15 protein-coding genes, 1 tRNA gene and 1 other RNA gene are annotated in these 18,071 nt (G+C 69.0%); 6 read left to right on the forward strand and 11 right to left on the reverse strand.

Annotation, left to right across the window (positions count from 1 at the left end; translation table 11 throughout):
* Nucleotides 1–23 precede the first annotated feature (23 nt).
* From HNP60_RS01705 to HNP60_RS01715, 3 genes are read right to left on the reverse strand one after another with little or no spacing between them, the layout of a single operon-like run.
* Nucleotides 24–1,418, reverse strand: a complete 1,395-nt coding sequence (locus tag HNP60_RS01705; protein WP_260394604.1) for an efflux transporter outer membrane subunit — start codon at nt 1,416–1,418, stop codon at nt 24–26.
* Nucleotides 1,415–4,630: a multidrug efflux RND transporter permease subunit gene (locus HNP60_RS01710; RefSeq protein WP_184149419.1), complete on the reverse strand. Its 3,216-nt coding sequence runs from the start codon at nt 4,628–4,630 to the stop codon at nt 1,415–1,417. Before HNP60_RS01710 ends, HNP60_RS01705 begins: the two co-directional genes overlap by 4 nt.
* A 6-nt stretch (nt 4,631–4,636) precedes the next feature.
* Nucleotides 4,637–5,791, reverse strand: a complete 1,155-nt coding sequence (locus HNP60_RS01715) for an efflux RND transporter periplasmic adaptor subunit (RefSeq protein WP_184149422.1) — start codon at nt 5,789–5,791, stop codon at nt 4,637–4,639.
* Nucleotides 5,792–6,024: 233 nt separating this feature from the next.
* On the opposite strand from HNP60_RS01715, the gene HNP60_RS01720 reads away from it, so the two are divergent.
* Nucleotides 6,025–6,519, forward strand: a complete 495-nt coding sequence (locus HNP60_RS01720) for a flavin reductase family protein (protein WP_184149425.1) — start codon at nt 6,025–6,027, stop codon at nt 6,517–6,519.
* Here the strand turns inward: HNP60_RS01720 and HNP60_RS01725 are convergent.
* A complete protein-coding gene (locus HNP60_RS01725) occupies nt 6,483–7,001 on the reverse strand; it encodes a vgr related protein (protein ID WP_184149428.1) in 519 nt (172 codons plus the stop codon). The two genes, HNP60_RS01720 and HNP60_RS01725, sit on opposite strands and share 37 nt — an antisense overlap.
* A gap of 418 nt (nt 7,002–7,419) precedes the next feature.
* On the opposite strand from HNP60_RS01725, the gene HNP60_RS01730 reads away from it, so the two are divergent.
* A complete protein-coding gene (locus HNP60_RS01730) occupies nt 7,420–9,585 on the forward strand; it encodes a putative bifunctional diguanylate cyclase/phosphodiesterase (RefSeq protein ID WP_338056681.1) in 2,166 nt (721 codons plus the stop codon).
* Between the two features lie 72 nt (nt 9,586–9,657).
* Here the strand turns inward: HNP60_RS01730 and HNP60_RS01735 are convergent.
* Nucleotides 9,658–9,731: transfer RNA gene (locus tag HNP60_RS01735), tRNA-Gln, on the reverse strand.
* 213 nt (nt 9,732–9,944) lie between these two features.
* Here HNP60_RS01735 and HNP60_RS01740 point away from each other — a divergent pair.
* The 3 genes from HNP60_RS01740 (at nt 9,945) to HNP60_RS01750 (ending at nt 12,747) form a co-directional block, all read left to right on the forward strand.
* Complete coding sequence (locus tag HNP60_RS01740; RefSeq protein WP_184149433.1) at nt 9,945–11,015, forward strand: Ppx/GppA phosphatase family protein; 1,071 nt, start codon at nt 9,945–9,947, stop codon at nt 11,013–11,015.
* Nucleotides 11,015–11,719 carry an RlmE family RNA methyltransferase gene (locus tag HNP60_RS01745; RefSeq protein ID WP_184149436.1) on the forward strand — a complete coding sequence of 235 codons (705 nt, stop codon included), beginning with the start codon at nt 11,015–11,017 and terminating at the stop codon, nt 11,717–11,719. Before HNP60_RS01740 ends, HNP60_RS01745 begins: the two co-directional genes overlap by 1 nt.
* An 80-nt stretch (nt 11,720–11,799) precedes the next feature.
* Nucleotides 11,800–12,747, forward strand: coding sequence for a right-handed parallel beta-helix repeat-containing protein (locus tag HNP60_RS01750; protein WP_184149439.1), 948 nt, complete (start codon nt 11,800–11,802; stop codon nt 12,745–12,747).
* Nucleotides 12,748–12,783: 36 nt separating this feature from the next.
* On the opposite strand, the gene HNP60_RS01755 is transcribed toward HNP60_RS01750, so the two are convergent.
* Genes HNP60_RS01755 through HNP60_RS01765 form a run of 3 tightly spaced genes read right to left on the reverse strand, consistent with a single transcriptional unit; the run spans nt 12,784 to nt 13,827 of the window.
* Complete coding sequence (locus HNP60_RS01755; RefSeq protein ID WP_184149442.1) at nt 12,784–12,984, reverse strand: hypothetical protein; 201 nt, start codon at nt 12,982–12,984, stop codon at nt 12,784–12,786.
* A gap of 4 nt (nt 12,985–12,988) precedes the next feature.
* Complete coding sequence (locus tag HNP60_RS01760) at nt 12,989–13,294, reverse strand: hypothetical protein (protein ID WP_014074716.1); 306 nt, start codon at nt 13,292–13,294, stop codon at nt 12,989–12,991.
* The gene (locus tag HNP60_RS01765) at nt 13,291–13,827 is read right to left on the reverse strand and encodes a J domain-containing protein (protein ID WP_014074717.1); all 537 of its coding nucleotides are present in this window, start codon (nt 13,825–13,827) and stop codon (nt 13,291–13,293) included. The genes HNP60_RS01760 and HNP60_RS01765 overlap by 4 nt, the downstream gene beginning before the upstream one ends.
* Before the next feature lie 121 nt (nt 13,828–13,948).
* On the opposite strand from HNP60_RS01765, the gene HNP60_RS01770 reads away from it, so the two are divergent.
* Nucleotides 13,949–15,760, forward strand: coding sequence for a hypothetical protein (locus HNP60_RS01770; RefSeq protein ID WP_184149445.1), 1,812 nt, complete (start codon nt 13,949–13,951; stop codon nt 15,758–15,760).
* Here HNP60_RS01770 and HNP60_RS01775 read toward each other — a convergent pair.
* The 3 genes from HNP60_RS01775 to HNP60_RS01785 all read right to left on the reverse strand — a co-directional run bounded on the left by HNP60_RS01775 (nt 15,718) and on the right by HNP60_RS01785 (nt 18,070).
* Nucleotides 15,718–16,617, reverse strand: a complete 900-nt coding sequence (locus tag HNP60_RS01775; protein ID WP_184149448.1) for a hypothetical protein — start codon at nt 16,615–16,617, stop codon at nt 15,718–15,720. The two genes, HNP60_RS01770 and HNP60_RS01775, sit on opposite strands and share 43 nt — an antisense overlap.
* Nucleotides 16,618–16,671: 54 nt before the next feature.
* Nucleotides 16,672–17,099, reverse strand: an RNA gene (rnpB, locus tag HNP60_RS01780) — RNase P RNA component class A.
* Between the two features lie 32 nt (nt 17,100–17,131).
* Entirely contained in the window at nt 17,132–18,070 is a 939-nt protein-coding gene (locus HNP60_RS01785; protein ID WP_184149451.1) for an ornithine cyclodeaminase family protein, read from the reverse strand.
* Nucleotide 18,071: the final 1 nt, after the last annotated feature.

Below are 18,071 nucleotides of genomic sequence, written 5' to 3' on the forward strand. Positions count from 1 at the left end.
CTTCGGGATGTGCCGCCCCTGCCTCAGGGCGCCGGGGGTGCCGGCATCATTTCCCCGCCCAGCGCGCGGTAGAGCGTGACGCGGTTGCCGGCCGCTTCGAGCAGCGAGGCGACGAGCGTGCGCCGGGCAGTGTAGAGGCTGCGCTGGGCATCGAGCGCGGCGAGGAAGCTGTCGATGCCGCCGCGATAGCGCGCGTCGACCAGATAGGCGGCATCCTCGCTGGCCTGCACGCGCAGCCGGTCCGCGCCGAGCTGGTCGTCGATCGTCGCCTGCCGCGCCAGTGCGTCGGCCACTTCGCGATAGGCGGTCTGGATCGCCTTCTCATAAGCGGCGAGCAGCGCGTCCCGCTGGGCCTGGCTGGCGGCGACACCCGCGCGCGCCGCGCCGCCCTGGAAGATCGGCCATGTGATCCCGGCCGCGCCCTGCTCAAGCTGCGTGCCACCGCTGCCGAACAGGCCATCCAGCGAGGAGCCGACGAGGCCGAACAGCGCGCCGAGCGTCACGCGCGGGAACAGCGCCGCGCGGGCCGCGCCGATCTGCGCATTGGCGGCGCGCAGGTCATGCTCGGCGGCCATGATGTCCGGACGGCGCAGCAGCACTTCGCTGCTGGTGCCGGGCGAGGGCGCGTCGATCGTCTCGCCTGCTTCCTCGATGCCGCCGGGCAGCAGGGCAGGATCGACCGGGGCGCCCACGAGCAGGGCAAGGAGATTGCGGTCCTGTGCGATCGCGGTCGTGTACCGCGCCATGTCGGATTGGGCGGTGGCGAGGATGGTCTGCGCCTGCCGCAGGTCGCTGCGCGGTGCGATGCCGCTGGCGAGCCGCGCCTGCGTGAGCGCTTCGGTCCGCTGCGCCGTCTCCGCCGTCAGCCGGCTGATCTCCAGCAGGCTCGCATCGGCCGCATGGGTGAGCCATGCCTGCGCGATGTCGCCGATCAGCGCGAGCCGCACCGCCTGCGCGTCCGCCGCGGTCGCGAGATAGCTTTCGCGCGCGGCATCGGTGAGCGAGCGGATGCGCCCGAACAGATCGATCTCATAAGCGGTGACCGACAGATCGGCAGTGGCGGTCGTCCGCGTCTCGCCGCCGGCCTGGTTGCCGCGCACCACATCAGCCCCCGCGTCGAGCTGCGGGAAGAGATCGGCGCGCTGGATGCGGAACTGGGCGCGGGCCCGGGCGACATTGGCGGCGGCCTGCCGCAGATCGCGATTATTCTCCAGCGCGATGTCGATCAGCGCGATCAGCCGCGCATCGCGGAACAGCGTGCGGTAATCGGCGGCGGGAAGGCCGGCCTGATCCGCCAGCGCGGCCGCGTCCCCGGGCCATTGCGCCTGCACGGGCGGCGCCGGGCGCTCATAGGCCGGGGCAAGCGAGCAGCCGGCGAGCAGGCAGGCCGCCAGTGGCAGGGCGCGGCGCATGCTCATGGCTCCTTCCGTCCGGCGCGCCGCGCCACGATCCGTTCGCTGATCCGCTGGAGCGTGTCGCGGGTCAGGCGGCGCACGATCACGAAGAACAGCGGAATGTAGAAGATGGCGAGGACCGTCGCGGTGAGCATCCCGCCGATGACGGCCGTGCCGATCGCGATGCGGCCATTGGCGCCCGCGCCGGTGGAGACGGCCAGCGGCAGCACGCCGAAGATGAAGGCGAAGCTGGTCATGAGGATCGGCCGCAGGCGGCGCCGCGCGGCTTCCGCCGCCGCATCGATGATCCGCATGCCCCGCTTCTCCGCCTGCTCGGCGAACTCGATCATCAGGATCGCGTTCTTGGCGGCAAGGCCCATGGTGGTGAGCAGGCCGATCTGCAGGAAGATGTCATTGATGAGGCCGCGCAGGGTCACCGCGAGGACGGCGCCCACAAGGCCCAGCGGCACGATGAGCAGCACTGCGATGGGAATGCTCCAGCTCTCGTAGAGCGCCGCCAGGAACAGGAAGACGACCAGCAGCGAGAGCGCATAGAGCAGCGGCCCCTGCCCCTGCAGCAGCCGCTCCTGATAGGAGAGGCCGGAGAAGGCGAGGCCGATCCCGGGGATGTCCGCCACATGCTGCTCGATCCGCCGCATCGCCTCGCCCGAACTGTAGCCCGGCGCGGCCTGGCCGAGCAGCTGGTAGGAGGGAATGCCGTTGAAGCGCGAGAGGCTGGGCGGCGTCATCGACCAGCTCAGCGTGGCGAAGGAGGCGAAGGGCGTCATCTGGCCATTGCCGCCGCGCACATGCCACTGGCCCAGATCCTCGGGCTTGGCGCGATAAGGCGCATCGCCCTGCACATAGACGCGCTTCACGCGGCCACGATCGACGAAATCGTTGATGTAGCGGCCGCCCCATGCGGAGGAGAGGGTGAGATTGACATCGCTCTGGTTGAGGCCAAGCGCCGCCAGCTTCTGATGATCCACGTCGACGCGCAAGGCGGCCTGATCGGGCAGTTCCTGCAGGCGGACGGCGGCCAGTTCCGGGTCCGCCCGCGCGGCGGCCACGACCTTGTCCCGCGCCGCGGCGAAATCGGCCGCGCTCAGATTGCCGGTGTTGAGAATCTGCGCCTCGAAGCCGGTGGACTGGCCGAGGCCAGGAATGGCGGGCGGCGTCAACGCAAAGATCTGCGCGTCGCGCAGGCCCGAGAGGGCGCCGCTGGCGCGCCGCGAGACGGCTTCGGCCGTGTTCTCCGGCCCCGGCCGCTCTTCCCATGGCTTGAACATGATGAAGCCGCGGCCGACATTCTGGCCGATGGCGCCGCCCGGGCCCGAGGTGCCCGCGACCGTGAACAGCGTCGCGACGGTGCCGCTCTCATGTTCCGCGAAATAATCCTCCACGGCCTTCTGCACTTCGGCCGTGCGATTGATGGTGGCGCCGGTCGGGAGCTGGAAGCTGACGATGCCCACGCCCTGGTCCTCATTGGGCAGGAAGCCGGTGGGCAGGCGCTGGAACATGACGATGAGCAGCAGCACCACCAGCGCATAGATGGCCAGCGAGAGGCCCCGCCGGTCGACGATCTTGCGGACGGCCGCCACATAATGGTCGATGCCCCGGTCGAACCGGCTGTTGAAGCCGTCGCGCGCCCGCAGGAGCCAGCCGTGAAGGCGCGGCAGGCGGCGCTCCATCCAGCTCCTGTCACCCTCCCGGATGGCGTCGCTCTCCCGGTGGGGCTTGAGCAGATGCGCCGTGAGGGCGGGGGACAGAATGATCGCGACGAACACCGAGAGGATCATCGCCGAGACGATGGTGATCGCGAACTGGCGGTAGATCACGCCGGTCGACCCGCCGAAAAGCGCCATGGGCATGAACACGGCGGACAGCACCAGCGCGATGGCGATCAGCGCCATGGTGATCTCGCGCATCGAGCGGATCGTCGCTTCCCGGGCCGTCATGCCGGGATTCTCCGCCATCAGCCGCTCGACATTCTCGACCACGACGATGGCATCGTCGACGAGCAGGCCGATCGAGAGCACCAGCCCGAACAGAGTGAGCGTGTTGATCGTGAAGCCCGCGACATACAGCACCCCGAAGGTGCCGAGCAGCACCACCGGCACGGCGATGGTGGGAATGAGCGTCGCGCGCCAATTCTGCAGGAAGACGAACATCACGATCACCACGAGGATGATCGCCTCGATCAGCGTCTTGGTGACTTCCGAGATGGAGAGCTTGATGAAGGCCGTCGTGTCCTGCGCGAAGCCATATTCGAAGCCCTCGGGGAAAGTGTCGGACAGCTCGGCGACGCGCGCCTTGATGAGCTCCGCGGTGGTGAGCGCGTCCGCGCCGGGCGCGAGCATGAACGCCACGCCGGCGCCGGGGTGCCCGTTCACATGGATGGTGACGGTGTAGTTGTCCGCCCCGATCTCGACGCGCGCGACATCGCCCAGCCGCACCGTCGCCCCGGTGGGCAGCGTCTTGACCACGATGTCGCGGAACTGCTCGGGCGTCTGCAGCCGCGCCTGCGCGGTCACGTTGACGTTGAGATACTGGTCCGGCGCGGACGGTTCCGCGCCGAGCTGGCCGGCCGCGACTTCCGTGTTCTGCGCCTGGATCGCGGCGATCACGTCGCCTGGCATGAGCTGGAAGCTCGTCAGCCGCTCCGGGTTCAGCCAGATGCGCATGGCGTTGGGCGAGCCGAACACATTGACGTTGCCCACGCCCGGCACGCGGCTCAGCGTATCCTGCAGGTTCGAGGAGAGATAATCCGAGACCTGCTGCGCGGACATCCGGTTGGACGCATCGTAGAAGCCCACGATGAGCAGCATGTCCGAATTGGCCTTGCGGACCTGCACGCCGCTCTGCTGCACCTGCTGGGGCAGGCGCGCGATGACCGACTGGAGCTGGTTCTGGACCTGCACCTGCGCGATGTCCGGGTCCGTGCCCTTGTCGAACGTGGCGGTGATGTTGGCGCGCCCGCGCGCGTCCGACGAGGAGGTGAAGTAGAGCAGGCCGTCAATGCCGTTGAGCGACTGCTCGATGACCTGCGTCACGCTGTTCTGCACCGCCTCCGCCGATGCGCCCGGATAATTGGCGCTGATGCTGACCTGCGGCGGCGCGATGTCCGGATATTGCGCGATCGGCAGCGAATAGATCGCGCCGATGCCGGAGAGCATCACGATCGTGGCGAGGACCCAGGCCAGGATGGGCCTGTCGATGAAGATGCGGGAGAGCATGGCCGCTCAGCCCCCGGCGCGCGCGGGCGCCACCGGTTGCGGAGCATCCGCCGGCACGGCCCGGATATCCTGTCCGGGGCGCAGGTCGCCGGTGCCCTGCACGATCACGCGATCGCCGGCCTTCAGGCCGTCCGTCACGACCCAGTTGGCGCCGAGCGTGCGTGGCGCCTGTACCGAGCGGGCCTCGGCCTTGTTGTCCCGCCCGGCGATGAACAGGCGAGCGCCGCCCTTGCCGTCCCGCGTGACGGCGGCCTGCGGCACGAGGAAGGCGCCGCGATCCACGGCCTGGGCGAAGCGGGCCCGCACGAACATGCCGGGCAGCAGCAGGCCATCGGGATTGGAGAAGCGCGCGCGCAGCGTCACCGTGCCGGTGGCGGGATCGACAAGCGTCTCGGAGAACTGGACGCGGCCGACGCCTTCATATTCGCTGCCGTCCTCCAGCAGGAGGCGCACGTCCGCCGAGGAGGGCGAGGCGCCGCCGCGCGCGAGCAGCCGCCGCAGCGCGAGCAGATTGCCGGCGCTCTGCTGGATATCCACGAAGATCGGATCGAGCTGGTTGATAACCGCCAGCGCAGTGGCCTGATTGCTGGTGGCGAGCCCGCCGGGCGTGACCAGCGAACGGCCGATCCGGCCACTGATGGGGGCAGGCACGGTGGTGAAGCGCAAATTGATGCGCGCCGTCTCCAGCGCTGCGCGCCGCTGGGCCACCGCCGCTTCGGCCTGCTCGGCCGCCGCGACGGCATTGGTATAGTCCTGCTCGCTGATCGCCTGGATCGCGACCAGCGGCTTGTAGCGCTCCGCAAGCGCGCGCGCCGCTTGTGCGCTGGCCTGCGCGCTCGCCAGATTGGCTTGCGCTTCCGCCGCCGTGGCGCGGTAGGGCGCGGGATCGATCTGGTAGAGCGGTTCGCCCGCGCGCACCAGCGCGCCCTCGGTGAAGAGGCGGCGCAGGATCACGCCGGAGATCTGCGGCCGCACTTCCGAGGTGAGATAGGCGTTCACGCGCCCCGCCAGCACGGTCTCGAGCGGTACATCCTGCGGCTGGACGACCACGAAACCGACAGTCTTCTGGCCCGGGCCACCGGCGCCGGGTTGCTGTTGCTTGCCGTCGCCGCCGCAGGCCGACAGCGCGACCAGCAAGGCGCTCGACAGAGTGATCGCCATCCATCGGGGTCGATAAGGCAAGATGTTGGATCCGATGCTGAAATGGCGCGGCGGGGCTCGACCTGAATTCCTACCGAACGGTAGACGATGTCAAGTCCTCGAAAAGGCTATGGGGAAAATCCGGGGCGCCATTTCGAGCCCGGCGGGTTTTGTGCCTATAAGGAGCGCGACTCGACCGGGCCGTCAATGCGGGCGGCAACGGGACGAGCGAGAGGCGAAGGAGGCAAGGCGCGTTGATCGATCCGAAGCATTTCCGCGATGTGATGAGCAGCTATCCGACCGGCGTGTGCGTGGTGACCGCCACCGCTGACACGGGGGAGCGCTGGGGGCTTGCCGTCGGCTCGTTCACGGCGATTTCGCTCGATCCGCCGCTCGTGGGCTTCCTGCCGGACAAGCGCTCGCGCAGCTGGGAGCAGATCGCGGGCGTGGGGCGGTTCTGCGTCAATGTGCTGGGCAGCGAGCAGCTCGACGAGTGCCGCCGCTTCGCCTCGCGCCATGACGACAAGTTCGACGGGATGGCGCATGGCCACAGCCCGGGCGGCCATCCGCTGCTCGACGATGCGCTGGCCTGGATCGATTGCGACGTGGCTGACGTGGTGGAGCTAGGCGATCATCTGCTCGTCGTCGGCGCCGTGCGCGCCATGGAGCGGCGGGACGGCGGCGCGCCCCTGATCTTCTACCGCGGCGGCTATCACACGCTCGCCGGGCTGGGCGAGGAAACCGCCTGACCGAAAGGCAGGATCGCTTCCAGCGCGGACAGCGGCGGCGCGCCGGGCACGGCGCGACCGAGGCGCATCAGGAAGACATGGCGCACGATCTCGGCCTGCTGCTCGATGCCATAGCGCGAGAAGGGCCGGCCGGGCTCGAACGCATAGCCATAGCGGCAGAAGGGATGCCGCCGCAGCAGGAGATTGAGCCCGCGCTGGTGCTGCCAGACATGCGTCATCTCATGCAGGAACAGGCCCTGATGGGCCAGCGTGCCCTCGCCGAAGCAGGCGCAGTAGCTGTGCCCCTGCGGATGGAAATGAATGTGTCCGCGCGGGGCCATCACGATCGCGCGCGGCTGGAACGGCCACCATTTGCGCCGGCGGATGCGCACCGCATCGAGATCGATCGCGGCGCCGAACATGGCCCCGGCAAGCGCGCGCTCGGCGGCCGTCAGCGATCGCTCGCCATCATCCTCCGCTGCCAGGACGCGCATGTCCGCCATCGCACCCAGATAGGTGCGCGGCGGGCGTGAACAAGGCGGATCAGGCCTTCGTCTTGTCCAGCACGGTGACGGCCAGCATGGTGATGGTGAAGGCAACCGTCATGCCGATGAAGACGATGACGGGCCACTGGGCGAGATGCTCCATGATCTGTTGCTCCGTAGCTCAATATTCCTTCCGCCATCCTGGCCATTGCGCGCGGCGAGGCATTGATCTGCATCAATGACGGGAACGGATTGATCGGGGAACCCGGGGTCAAGGTCTCGTTCGATGTCCGGCTGATTCTGCCGCTGATGTCGAAAGCTGGCGGGACGGATCATGCGGGGGTCCCACCAGATGGCGCAAGCCGATTGCCTTCGGGCCTTCTTTTCGGGATTATTAAGGAACCTCCGGAATGATGTCCGGCGGAAGGAGAGTCCCGTGCGCTGCCCCAGCCAGACAGAGGATGAAGAAGGACGCCTGCGTGCACTGGCCGATTATGGCCTCCGTCCGGGCGTGGTGCTGCCTTCGCTTGACGCCATCGTGGAGATCGCGGCGCGCATGTTCGACGTGCCGGTCGCGGCCGTGAACATGATCGGCAGCGATCATGTCTTCCTCCCCGCCAGCGTGGGCATCGGCGTCTGCGATGACCGGCGGGAGGTTTCCTTCTGCGCGCATGCCATCAACCAGGACGAAGTGCTCGTGATCGAGGATGCGCTGCTCGACGTGCGCTTCCATGACAATCCGCTGGTCCGGGACGGCATCATCCGCTTCTATGCCGGCGTCCCGCTGCGCACCCGCAGTGGGCATGCGCTGGGCGCGCTGTGCGTCATCGACAGCGAGCCGCGTGCCGCCTTCAGCCGGCAGGACAGCGCGCGACTGAGGGATCTGGCTTCGCTCGTGCTCGACAAGCTGGAACTGCGCCGGCTGGAAGTCTCCGCCACCAGTATCCCCCCGCGTCTCGAAGCGAGCGCGGCGATATCCCCCAACGCGGTGATCTGCTTCGATCCCGAGTCGCGCATCACCGCCTGGAACGAGGCCGCGGCCACGATGTTCGGCTACCAGGCGGCCGAGATTGACGGCCGCCCGCTCGATCTGCTGGTCGCGGAAGATGAGCGCGCCATGGTGCATAAAGGCGTCGACCTGATCCTGGCCGGCGCCCCGCCCAGCAATGTCGGCACGGACCTGACCGCCGTGCGCGCCAATGGCGATCGCTTCCCGGTCGAGTTGTACTGGTCGCGCTGGTATGAGGGCGACCGGATGCATTTCGGGGCCATCGTGCGCGACATGACCGACCAGCGGCGCGAGCGCGATGCGCTTTATCACCTCGCCAATTTCGACACGCTGACCGGCCTGCCCAACCGCAACCTGCTGCACCAGCGCGCCGCCGAGGCGATCCGGCGCGCCAGCGGCGCCGCGCTGATCCTCACGGATCTCGATGGCTTCAAGGACGTCAATGACACGCTTGGCCATGGCGCAGGTGACGCGGTGCTGCAGGTCGTGACCCAGCGCCTGCTCGGCCTCGTGCCACCCGGCAGCACCGCCGCGCGCGTGGGCGGGGACGCCTTCGCCGTGCTGCTGGTGGAGGATTGCGATCCGCTGCGCCTCGCCCGGCTGGCGCGGGAGATCGGCGCCGCGATCGCCGAGCCCATCGTCGTGGAAGGGCATGAAGTGCGCATCGCCGCCAGCTCAGGGCTCGCCGTCGCGCCAGACCATGGCGAGACGGTCGAGGAACTGACGAGCAGTGCCGATCTGGCGCTGTTCCAGGCCAAGAGTGGGGGCCGCGGCCGCGCCTGCCTGTTCATTCCCGCCCTGCGCGCGGAAGCCGTGGCGCGCAGGCGCTATGAGGCCGAGCTGCACCGCGCCGTCGAGCGCAGCGAATTCGTATTGTTTTACCAGCCGCAGATCCGCCTGGGCGACGGCGCGCTGGCCGGGGCGGAGGCCCTGATCCGCTGGAAGCATCCGGAACGCGGCCTGCTCGCGCCCGCCGCCTTCCTGCCCGCGCTCGAGAGCGGGGCGCTGGCCGCGCGGGTCGGCAGCTGGATCCTGCGGACCGCCTGCGCGCAGGCGGCGTCATGGCGCTGCGATCAGCCGGACTTCAAGATCAGCGTCAATCTCTTTGCCGAGCAGTTCCGCACCGGCAGTCTCGTGCAGGACGTGCATGAGGCACTGACCGCCAACGACCTGCCGGCCGAAGCGCTGGAGCTGGAGATCACCGAGAACATCATTCTCGACCAGCAGGAGGTGGTGCTGCGGCAACTGCGCGAGTTGCGCAAGCTGGGCGTCGCGCTGTCCTTCGACGATTTCGGCACCGGCTTCGCGTCGCTCAACATGCTGCGCACCTGCCCGGTCACGCATCTCAAGATCGACAAGAGCTTCACGCAGAGCATCCACCGCTCGCAGCAGGATCAGGCCATCGTCCTCTCCATCCTCGACCTCGCGCAGAAGCTGGGGCTGGAAGTGGTGGCGGAAGGCGTGGAGAAGAAGGCGGATGCCAGGTTCCTGCGGGAGCATGGCTGCACCAAGGGGCAGGGCTATCATTTCGGCCGGCCGGTCCCCGCCGCGGTGTTCGGCGAACTGTTCTGGCCCGAGCAGCGCACCGCCTGAAGCCGATGCCGTTCAGGCCCCAAGGCTGGGCTGCGAGCGCTTGCCGATTCGACGATGTGAGGGTGAGGAAGCTGGATGCCCGACGAGGATTCGAACCTCGATTGACGGAGTCAGAGTCCGTAGTCTTACCTTTAGACGATCGGGCAACAGGCGGCGGGCTCTAGGCCGCTGAAATCCCCGCGTCAAGGTTTTTGGGGTGCGAAAGTCCAGCAGCGCTTGCACGGACGAAGCCGCAAAAATCCCGATCGCCCGGGCGTGGATAGCGCCCTGACGCGGCCGTGCTTGCGCCGCGCGCCGCGCGCGTCTAGCGTCTGCCTCAAGTCCCGGCGCCAGCGCGCCGGCGGGAAGGTACGGCGGTCATGGCACAGAAGGCCACATCCGTGCCGCGCACGGGTTCCTGGTCGAGGCCGCCGGGTCCGCCCAGCGGCAAGGACAGCAGCGGCGACGCGATGTCGCGAATCATGCCGCGCGGCAATCTCGCCGCGCTCGACCTTGGCACCAACAATTGCCGCCTGCTGATCGCCCGGCCCGAGGGCGACCGATTCGTCGTGGTCGACGCCTTCTCGCGGATCGTGCGGCTGGGCGAAGGGCTGGGCGCCACCGGCCGGCTCTCCGACGCCGCGATCGACCGCACGATCTCCGCCCTCTCGGTGTGCGCGGACAAGCTGCGCCGGCGCCGTGTCGTGCTGGCGCGCTCCGTCGCGACGGAAGCCTGCCGTCAGGCGGCCAATGGCGCGGAATTCGTGGCGCGCGTCGCGGCCGAGACCGGCATCATGCTGGACATCATTTCCGCACAGGAGGAAGCGCGGCTCGCGGTGCTGGGCTGCCAGTCCCTGCTCGAATCGGGCGAGGGGCCGGCGATGATCTTCGATATCGGCGGCGGCTCGACGGAGCTGGTGCTGCTGGAGGACGGTCCGGACGGTCCCCGCATCGTCGACTGGCTGAGCGCGCCGCTCGGCGTGGTCTCGCTGGCCGAGGCTGTGCCCGGCCATGTCAGCGATCCGGCCGAGCGTGCCGCCGCTTACGGCCGGATGACCGCGCTGATGCGGGAGGCATTCGCCGGGTTCGCCGCGCGTCTGCCGAAAGACCGGCCGGTGCGGCTGCTCGGCACGTCAGGCACCGTCACGACGCTGGCGAGCGTGCATCTCGGCCTGCCGCGCTATGACCGCCAGGCGGTGGACGGGCTGGTCGTGCCGGCCGAGGCCATGCGCGACATCGCCCGGCGCCTCTCCGGCATGAGCATGGCCGAGCGGGTGGCGCTGCCCTGCATCGGCGAGGAGCGGGCCGATCTGGTCGTGGCAGGCTGCGCTATTCTGGAGAGCATCATGGACATCTGGCCCGCCGAACGGCTCGGCGTCGCCGATCGCGGCATTCGCGAAGGCATATTGCGGGCGCTGCTCGACAGCGGCTCGCGGCGGAAGCTCGGCTGATGGCGCGGGGAGACAAGCCCATCGGCACGCGGGTGCGCACCGCGCGCGGCCGCACCGCCCAATCCACGCGCTGGCTCTCCCGCCAGCTCAACGATCCCTATGTGAAGCGCGCCAAGGCGGAAGGCTATCGCAGCCGGGCGGCCTACAAGCTGATCGAGCTGGACGAGAAATTCGGCCTGCTGAAGGGCGTGCGCCATGTCGTGGACCTGGGCGTCGCGCCCGGCGGCTGGGCGCAAGTGGTGCGCAAGAAGGTGCCGCAGGCGGCCATCGTGGGCATCGATCTCCTGCCCGTCGAGCCGATCGCCGGCGTCACGCTGCTGCAGATGGACTTCATGGCGGACGAGGCGCCCGGGCGGCTGATCGCGGAGCTGGGCAGCGCGCCCGATCTCGTCATGTCGGACATGGCCGCGAACACGGTCGGCCACCAGCAGACCGATCATCTGCGCACCATGGGGCTGGTCGAGGCGGCAGCGGACTTCGCGATGCGGACCCTGAAGCCGGGCGGCGCCTTCGTCTCCAAGGTATTCGCCGGCGGCACGGACGATGCGCTGCTGCGTCAGCTCAAGGCTGCTTTCCGCACGGTCAAGCATGCCAAGCCGCCGTCGAGCCGCAAGGGGTCCGTCGAGTGGTTCGTCGTCGCGCAGGGCTTCAAGGGCCAGCCGCAAGGCAGCGCTCCGGCGGACGATCTCTCCGGGGAAAACTGACCGAAATCCGGACAGTCCGGACAGATCCGCCCCCGTGCGGCCGATTGCCCGGTGCCCGGCGGCGGGATAGACGATTGGCCATGATCCGCCGCACTTTCTCCATCCTGGCCGCCATCGCCGCCAGCCTCGCCGCCGGGGCGGCCGCGCAGCAGCAGGCCGGCGCGCCTTTCCTGCTGGTCGAGACCGGGCAGGGCTATGCGCGCCTTGCCGACGCGCTCGCCGCGATGGGCGAGGGTGAAGGCACCATCCTGGTCGCGCCGGGCACCTATCGCCAGTGCGCGGTGCAGGAAAGCGGCGTGCTCACCCTGCGCGCCCGCGAGCGCGGCACCGCGATCTTCGAGCGCGTCGCCTGCGAGCAGAAGGCGGGACTGGTGCTGCGCGGCCGGAGCGCGACGATCGACGGCCTCGTCTTCCAGAACTATGCCGTCCCGGACGGGAACGGGGCAGGCATCCGGCTGGAGCAGGGCGATCTCACGGTCACGCACAGCATCTTCCGGGACAGCGAGGAAGGCATTCTGACCGCGCCCGACCCGGACGGGCAGATCGTCATCGATCGCTCGACCTTCCGCCGCCTCGGCCGCTGCGACCGAGACCTCGATTGCGCGCACAGCCTCTATGTCGGCCAATATGGCGCGCTCACCGTCACGCGCTCGCGCTTCGAGGCGGGCAATGGCGGCCATTATGTGAAGAGCCGCGCGGTGCGCGCCCACATCGTGGACAACAGCTTCGACGACAGCGAGGGCCGCGCGACCAATTACATGATCGACCTGCCCGCCGGCGCCACCGGCCGCATCGAGGACAATGTGATGGTGCAGGGCCGCGACAAGGAGAATTGGAGCGCCTTCATCGCGCTGGGCGCGGAAGGCGGCGAGAACGGCTCTGAGGGCCTCGTGGTGCGCGGCAACCGGGCGAGCTTCGTCCCCGGCGTCTCCCGCAACAACACCTTCCTGGCGGACTGGACCGGCGAGAGGATCGCGCTGGGCGAGAATGTGCTGGCGAAGAGCATCAAGCCCTATGAACGGCGCTGAGCGCCTGTCCGGCCGGGCCCGCCGCAGCGTCGGCCGTCACTCCTCGATCAGGTCGAGATAAGCGATCACGTCATTGTCCGTGGCGATGAAGAGGCCGTCCTGCACGGCTTCGCTCTGCTGCGCCGCCATGGCGAGCGCGTCCGCAAGCGAACCGTACCTCAGCGTCTGCGCGCCGCCGCCTTCCGCCTCGGAGAGATGATAGAGGCGCACGGTGACGCCATCCAACGTGCTGCGCATCGCCTCAGCCCTTGAGCCCCAGCTCGTGCGCCAGACCATCGAGATTGGCGCCGGGGCGGACGATGAGCCACTGGTCGGGATGGCGCGTGTCGACGACGGTCACGGCGCGCTTGGGGCAGATGTCCAGGCAGCCGACCTCGATGATGCCGGCGCCGGACTTGGGGCCCTTGCCGAGGTGGAGCTGCTTGCGCAGCGCCTTGGCGAGCGGCTTGTCCCCGTCGGGTCCGAAGCCGCCCTTCACTTTCTTGGAGCATTTGCGGCAGACGAGCACCGCGTTGGCCCAGCGTGATTTCGCGCGGCGAGTGGTCATGCGGGCTTCCAGCTGCGACGTTCCTCGGCAGCGCGCAGCACTTCATAGGCGGTCTGGATTGCCTGGAAGCGAGTCGCGGCCTCGGCGTCGCCGGGGCGGACGTCCGGGTGATTCTCCTTGGCGAGCGCGCGCCAGTTCCGGCGCACCGCGTCGAAATCGGCATCGCTGTCCAGCCCCAGCACATCGAGCGCGCGCATCTCGTCGCGCGAGCGGGTGCCGTCGCCGGGGCCGCCCCATTGATGATGCGCGCTGCTGCGGAAGCCGGACGCGTCGCGCTGCTCGTCCTTCATGCGGGAAGCGCGCTCTTCCTCGTCCAGCCCCGCGAAATAGTCCCAGCCCTTGTTGTACTCGGCGGCGTGTTCCTGGCAGAAATACCAGCGCTCGGGACTGTTGGGCGACTTGGGGGCGGGGCACTCGCCCGGCCGGTCGCAGCCGTGCCGGTCGCACAGGCGAACCTGCTGCGCCTCGCGCGCGGAGCCATAGCCCCGCCAGCGGGGAAAGCCCCAGTCATTGGATCGCCGTGCCTTGGACATCCCACCCCAGATAGAGAGTCAATGTTACGAAATCCACCGCAACGCGTCCTTCGCCATTGCTTTGGGCTGGTTGCCATGGGCATGATCGGCACGGGGCAGGCAGCAGGGTGGGGCTTCGGCAATGGAATTGCTGGAATGGCTGAACGCGGGATTCGACCTGTTCGGGGACAAGTTCGGGGATACGGCGGCGGGCAAATGGCTGGACCATGGCCTGAGCGCCCTTTCCCTCCTGCTGTTCCTGTTCGCGCTGGCGCTCATCTATCAGGAATTCCTGCGCTGCTATCGCCTGCTGCGCCGGATGAACCCGAATGTCCGCCGGGGCTCGCGCCTGCAGGTGGCGGAAAGCGTGCTGCTGCTGGCCATCACGGACCGCGCGCTGCTCTCGCGCGACCGGCGGACGCTGCTGCGGCGCACGCGCATTCTCGTCGAGCATGAGCTGTTCGTGCCCCGGCCCCAGCCGGACTGGCGCGACGGCGGGGTGGAGGCGCCGGAAGGCGGGTTCCTTGGCCGCCAGATCTGGCGGCTCGGCGGGCGCTGGCGGGCCTGGCGCGCCTATCGCGCGGAGCTGCACGCCTGGCGGCAGGACATCCGCCATGCGCTGGCGCTGGAAGGCAACTGGACGATCCATGTCGACAATCCCGCGCTGGTGAGCGCGCGGCTGGATGACATCGGCCGCTATTTCGAATGCCTGCGCTCGCTGGGGCTGGATGGCGAGGAAGCGGATCGCTTCATCTGCCCGATCGAGATCGCGTCCGGCTTCATCGCGCCGCTGCATTTGCTGACCGGGCTGCTCATCCAGTTCAACGACAAATGGCGCCCGATCCTCGAATCCTTCGACCGGGATGCCAACAGCAGCGCCGAGGCCGCCGGCCGGCCGATCGATGCGACGGATCGCGACCTGCGCCAGATCCAGCTCTTCATCTACAATTGCTGGCTGCTGTGGGGGCCGAGCATCCCGATCTGCGAATGCCGCAACTGGGACGCGCGCTACGCCGTCGTCCAATATGGCTATGGCGACGAGAATAATTCCATCGAGGTGGTAGGCAGCCGGCGCGACATCGCCGCGGCGCTCAAGGGGCTGATGGACGGCCAGTGCCGTCATGAGCGGGCGATCGGCACGGTGGGCGCCACGCCGCCGCCCGACAAGCCCTTCACCGGCATGGCCGTGCCGGCCAATGTCATGGGGCGCCTGCGCCTCTCCCGCAGCCTTGGCCGGCGCACGGCAAGCCAGGTCAATGCCCTGCCGCAGGCGGCCCTTACCAGCTGGGGCGGCGGTCAGGATGAGCGGCCGGTGCTGTTCATTTCCGAGATCGTGAGCAGCAATGCGGTGGAAGGCGATGTGGAGCGGCGGGAAGCCAGCCGCGGCCACATCATCATGGATACCGGCGCCTATCCCTCGCGTTATTATTCGGCTTATCTCTGGGCGGCGGTGGTGGTGCTGATGCGCGGGCCGGATGGCCGGCTCACGCCGCTCACCAGCCTGCAGCCCGGGCCGGCGCAGCCGTGGAAGGACTTCATCCCCTTCTTCGAGCATGGCAATCTGGCGGACCCGGAAAGCTGCCTGTTCGGCAAGCGCCAGCTCGCCCTCAAGGTGGTGAGCGGCCTTGCCGCCGCCGTGCGCCAATGGGGCACCGATCGCGAGCCGCTGACCTTCGCCTTCGCCTGCGCGATAGACGAGGCCGGCTGCGGCCATCGCCTCGCTTATCCCGACTGGTCAGGCCATTTCACCATGCGGACCCTGATCGCCGAAGCGCTGGACAGCCTGGCGGAAAGCGATGCGGCCGCGCGCCGGCTGCGCGACGACAAGCTCCTGCGGTTCGACTATTTCAACGGCCAGCCGGGCGGGCACGACTTTTCCGCCTGCGGCTTCCCCGGCATCGTCTCGGCGCATTATGACTGGATGGACGAGACCACCGCTTCGCGCAGCGACTGAGGCCGGCCGGTGCTGCCGAGCAGCGCGCGCGGATCGCCGGGCCCGGCGAGGAAAGGCGCCGGATCGAGCAGGGCGATCGTCTCGCCGCGCGCGGCCATGCCGTCCAGCCGGTCGAGCTGGGCCATGGCCGCCGGCACGGCGTCCAGCGGGGCGCCCTTGAGCACCGAGATGCCGAAGAAGGCGGCGAGGTGCCGGCGCAGCACGGCCGGGGCCAGCGTGGCGCCCGGCAGGCCCATCACCGAATAGACCAGCGTGTCGTCGGCCGCCTGTCCGGCGGAGAGCGGCGGCTGGACATAAGGAAAATCGACCACTTTCGCGCCCATCCGTGCCCAGATGCGCAGCCGGTCGAACTGGTCCATGCCGCTATGCGCCGAATCGCGCTCATAGGCTTGCGGCGTCATGCGGAAGGGGTCGTTCTGCTCGATGAAGATGGCGACATCCGTCCCCGCACGCTCACCGAAGAGGCCGCCGATCAGGCCGTGCAACGCCTTCATGAAGGCACGCAGCGCGCCGCGCCCGCGCGCCTGCGGGCAGACATAGAGATAATTGAGATTGGCCGTGACCGGCGCGCCGGGCGTGGCGGCGTCGGGCGCCATGGCGATGAAGTTCGCGCCGCCGGTCATCGTGCCGTCCGCGCGGTCGCTGGCAATGACGCACAGCTCGCGGAACGCGCCGAAGCGCGCGGCAAGGCGCGCATGGTCCGGCCCGTGATTGAGTGCCAGGCAGCGGGCGAAACCCTCCCGATCCTCCATCTCGTCCGGCAAGGTGAACGCGCCTTCATAGCCGGTGAGGAAGCGCTCGAAGAGCGGATCGTCGGCCGTGTCGGTCTGTGCGAGCGAGAGCATGAGGTCAGTCATCGCGCGCCTTCACCACAGCGCGGCCGGGGGCGCAAGCGCGGGCAGCGGTGCAAAAATGCCAGGCGGCCTGTAAGCCGGGTTCTGTCCACCGCCGCCGTATCCCCAGGGGGACGCGCGGGCGGATGGGCGATCATTCCTCTAGGACCGTTCTCTCGAACGGCCTCAAGCAACCAACCCGGGCGGTCGGGCCGAAACATGCCCTGCGGCTTGCGCCGCGTGCCGCCCCTATTCGGTCTTGCTCCCGGTGGGGTTTGCCGTGCCGCTCCCGTTGCCGGGCGCGCGGTGCGCTCTTGCCGCACCCTTTCACTTTTCACGCGGCCGAAGCCCTAGTCCGAAGACAGACGTGACCTGCTCTCTGTTGCACTTTCCCTGACCCCCGCTTGCGCAGGAACCGCCGGACGTTATCCGGCACCGCCGTTTCGTGGAGCCCGGACTTTCCTCGCCGATCCCATGAGGATCGCCGCGATCGCCCGGCCGCCTGGCGAGGCGCATATAGGCGCGCGGGCGGCGCGAGTCATCCCCTGCCGGCAAGCAGCCAGGCGGCGCAGGCGAGATCCTGCACGATGGAGCCCAGCGACTTGTAGATCGTCACTTCGCGCGCGTCGGTCCGCCCCGGCGCGTCGCCGCTCAGCACGGCGCCGATCCCGGGCAGGACATGCGCGTCGGTCACGAGGCCCGCGGCCCGCGCGTTCAGGAACTCGGCGCCCTGCGCCAGCACGCCCTCGCGATGATCGGGAATGAAGCGCGCGCGGGCGACGAGGTCGATGTCGATCTCGGACGGCCCGGCGCGGCTGGAGCCGACCGCATTGATATGCGTGCCGTCCGCCACATCGCGCGAGAAGAGGATGGGCTCGGCAGATGCCGTGGTCGTGCAGATGATGTCCGCATTCCGCGCCGCTTCCGCCACGCTGGCCACGGCGCGGGCCGGGAGCCCGAGTTCCTCGCGGACGCGCTGCGCCATCGCCTGCGCCTTCTGCGGCGTGCGGCCCCAGAAGACCACGCTTTCCAGCGGGCGGACATGGCGGATTGCGGCGGCATGGTGCCAGGCCTGCTCGCCCGTGCCGAGAATGAAGAGGCGCGTCGCATCGGGCCGGGCAAGGACAGCGGTCGCGGCGGCGGACGCGCTCGCGGTGCGGATGGCGGTCACTTCACCGCCGTCGATCACGCCCGCCGGTGCGCCGGTGCGCGGATCGAACAGGACGATGAGCCCCTGATGCGATTTGCCCTGCGCAGCGGAGGCGGGGAAGACGCTGACGATCTTGGCGCCGAAGCCTGCCCCCTCCAGCGCGCCGGGCATCACGCCGAAGGCCGCGCCTTCGCCCAGATCGATGATGCCGCGCAGGAGCTGCTGGCTGCGCCCCTGGTGCAGCGCGATCATCGCCTCGCGCATCAGGGGGATGCAGGTGGCATGGTCGAGCCGCCGGCGGACTTCCTCGGCGCCGATGACGATCATG

Origin of the sequence: Sphingobium lignivorans, assembly GCF_014203955.1 — a bacterium.
In the GTDB taxonomy this organism is placed as follows: domain Bacteria; phylum Pseudomonadota; class Alphaproteobacteria; order Sphingomonadales; family Sphingomonadaceae; genus Sphingobium; species Sphingobium lignivorans.

Coding starts and splice junctions, on each gene's coding strand:
- HNP60_RS01705 (WP_260394604.1), bottom strand. CDS start 1,418: ATGAGCATGCGCCGCGCCCTGCCACTGGCGGCCTGCCTGCTCGCCGGC.
- HNP60_RS01710 (WP_184149419.1), bottom strand. CDS start 4,630: ATGCTCTCCCGCATCTTCATCGACAGGCCCATCCTGGCCTGGGTCCTC.
- HNP60_RS01715 (WP_184149422.1), bottom strand. CDS start 5,791: ATGGCGATCACTCTGTCGAGCGCCTTGCTGGTCGCGCTGTCGGCCTGC.
- HNP60_RS01725 (WP_184149428.1), bottom strand. CDS start 7,001: ATGGCGGACATGCGCGTCCTGGCAGCGGAGGATGATGGCGAGCGATCG.
- HNP60_RS01740 (WP_184149433.1), top strand. CDS start 9,945: ATGGCACAGAAGGCCACATCCGTGCCGCGCACGGGTTCCTGGTCGAGG.
- HNP60_RS01745 (WP_184149436.1), top strand. CDS start 11,015: ATGGCGCGGGGAGACAAGCCCATCGGCACGCGGGTGCGCACCGCGCGC.
- HNP60_RS01750 (WP_184149439.1), top strand. CDS start 11,800: ATGATCCGCCGCACTTTCTCCATCCTGGCCGCCATCGCCGCCAGCCTC.
- HNP60_RS01755 (WP_184149442.1), bottom strand. CDS start 12,984: ATGCGCAGCACGTTGGATGGCGTCACCGTGCGCCTCTATCATCTCTCC.
- HNP60_RS01760 (WP_014074716.1), bottom strand. CDS start 13,294: ATGACCACTCGCCGCGCGAAATCACGCTGGGCCAACGCGGTGCTCGTC.
- HNP60_RS01765 (WP_014074717.1), bottom strand. CDS start 13,827: ATGTCCAAGGCACGGCGATCCAATGACTGGGGCTTTCCCCGCTGGCGG.
- HNP60_RS01770 (WP_184149445.1), top strand. CDS start 13,949: ATGGAATTGCTGGAATGGCTGAACGCGGGATTCGACCTGTTCGGGGAC.
- HNP60_RS01775 (WP_184149448.1), bottom strand. CDS start 16,617: ATGACTGACCTCATGCTCTCGCTCGCACAGACCGACACGGCCGACGAT.
- HNP60_RS01785 (WP_184149451.1), bottom strand. CDS start 18,070: ATGATCGTCATCGGCGCCGAGGAAGTCCGCCGGCGGCTCGACCATGCC.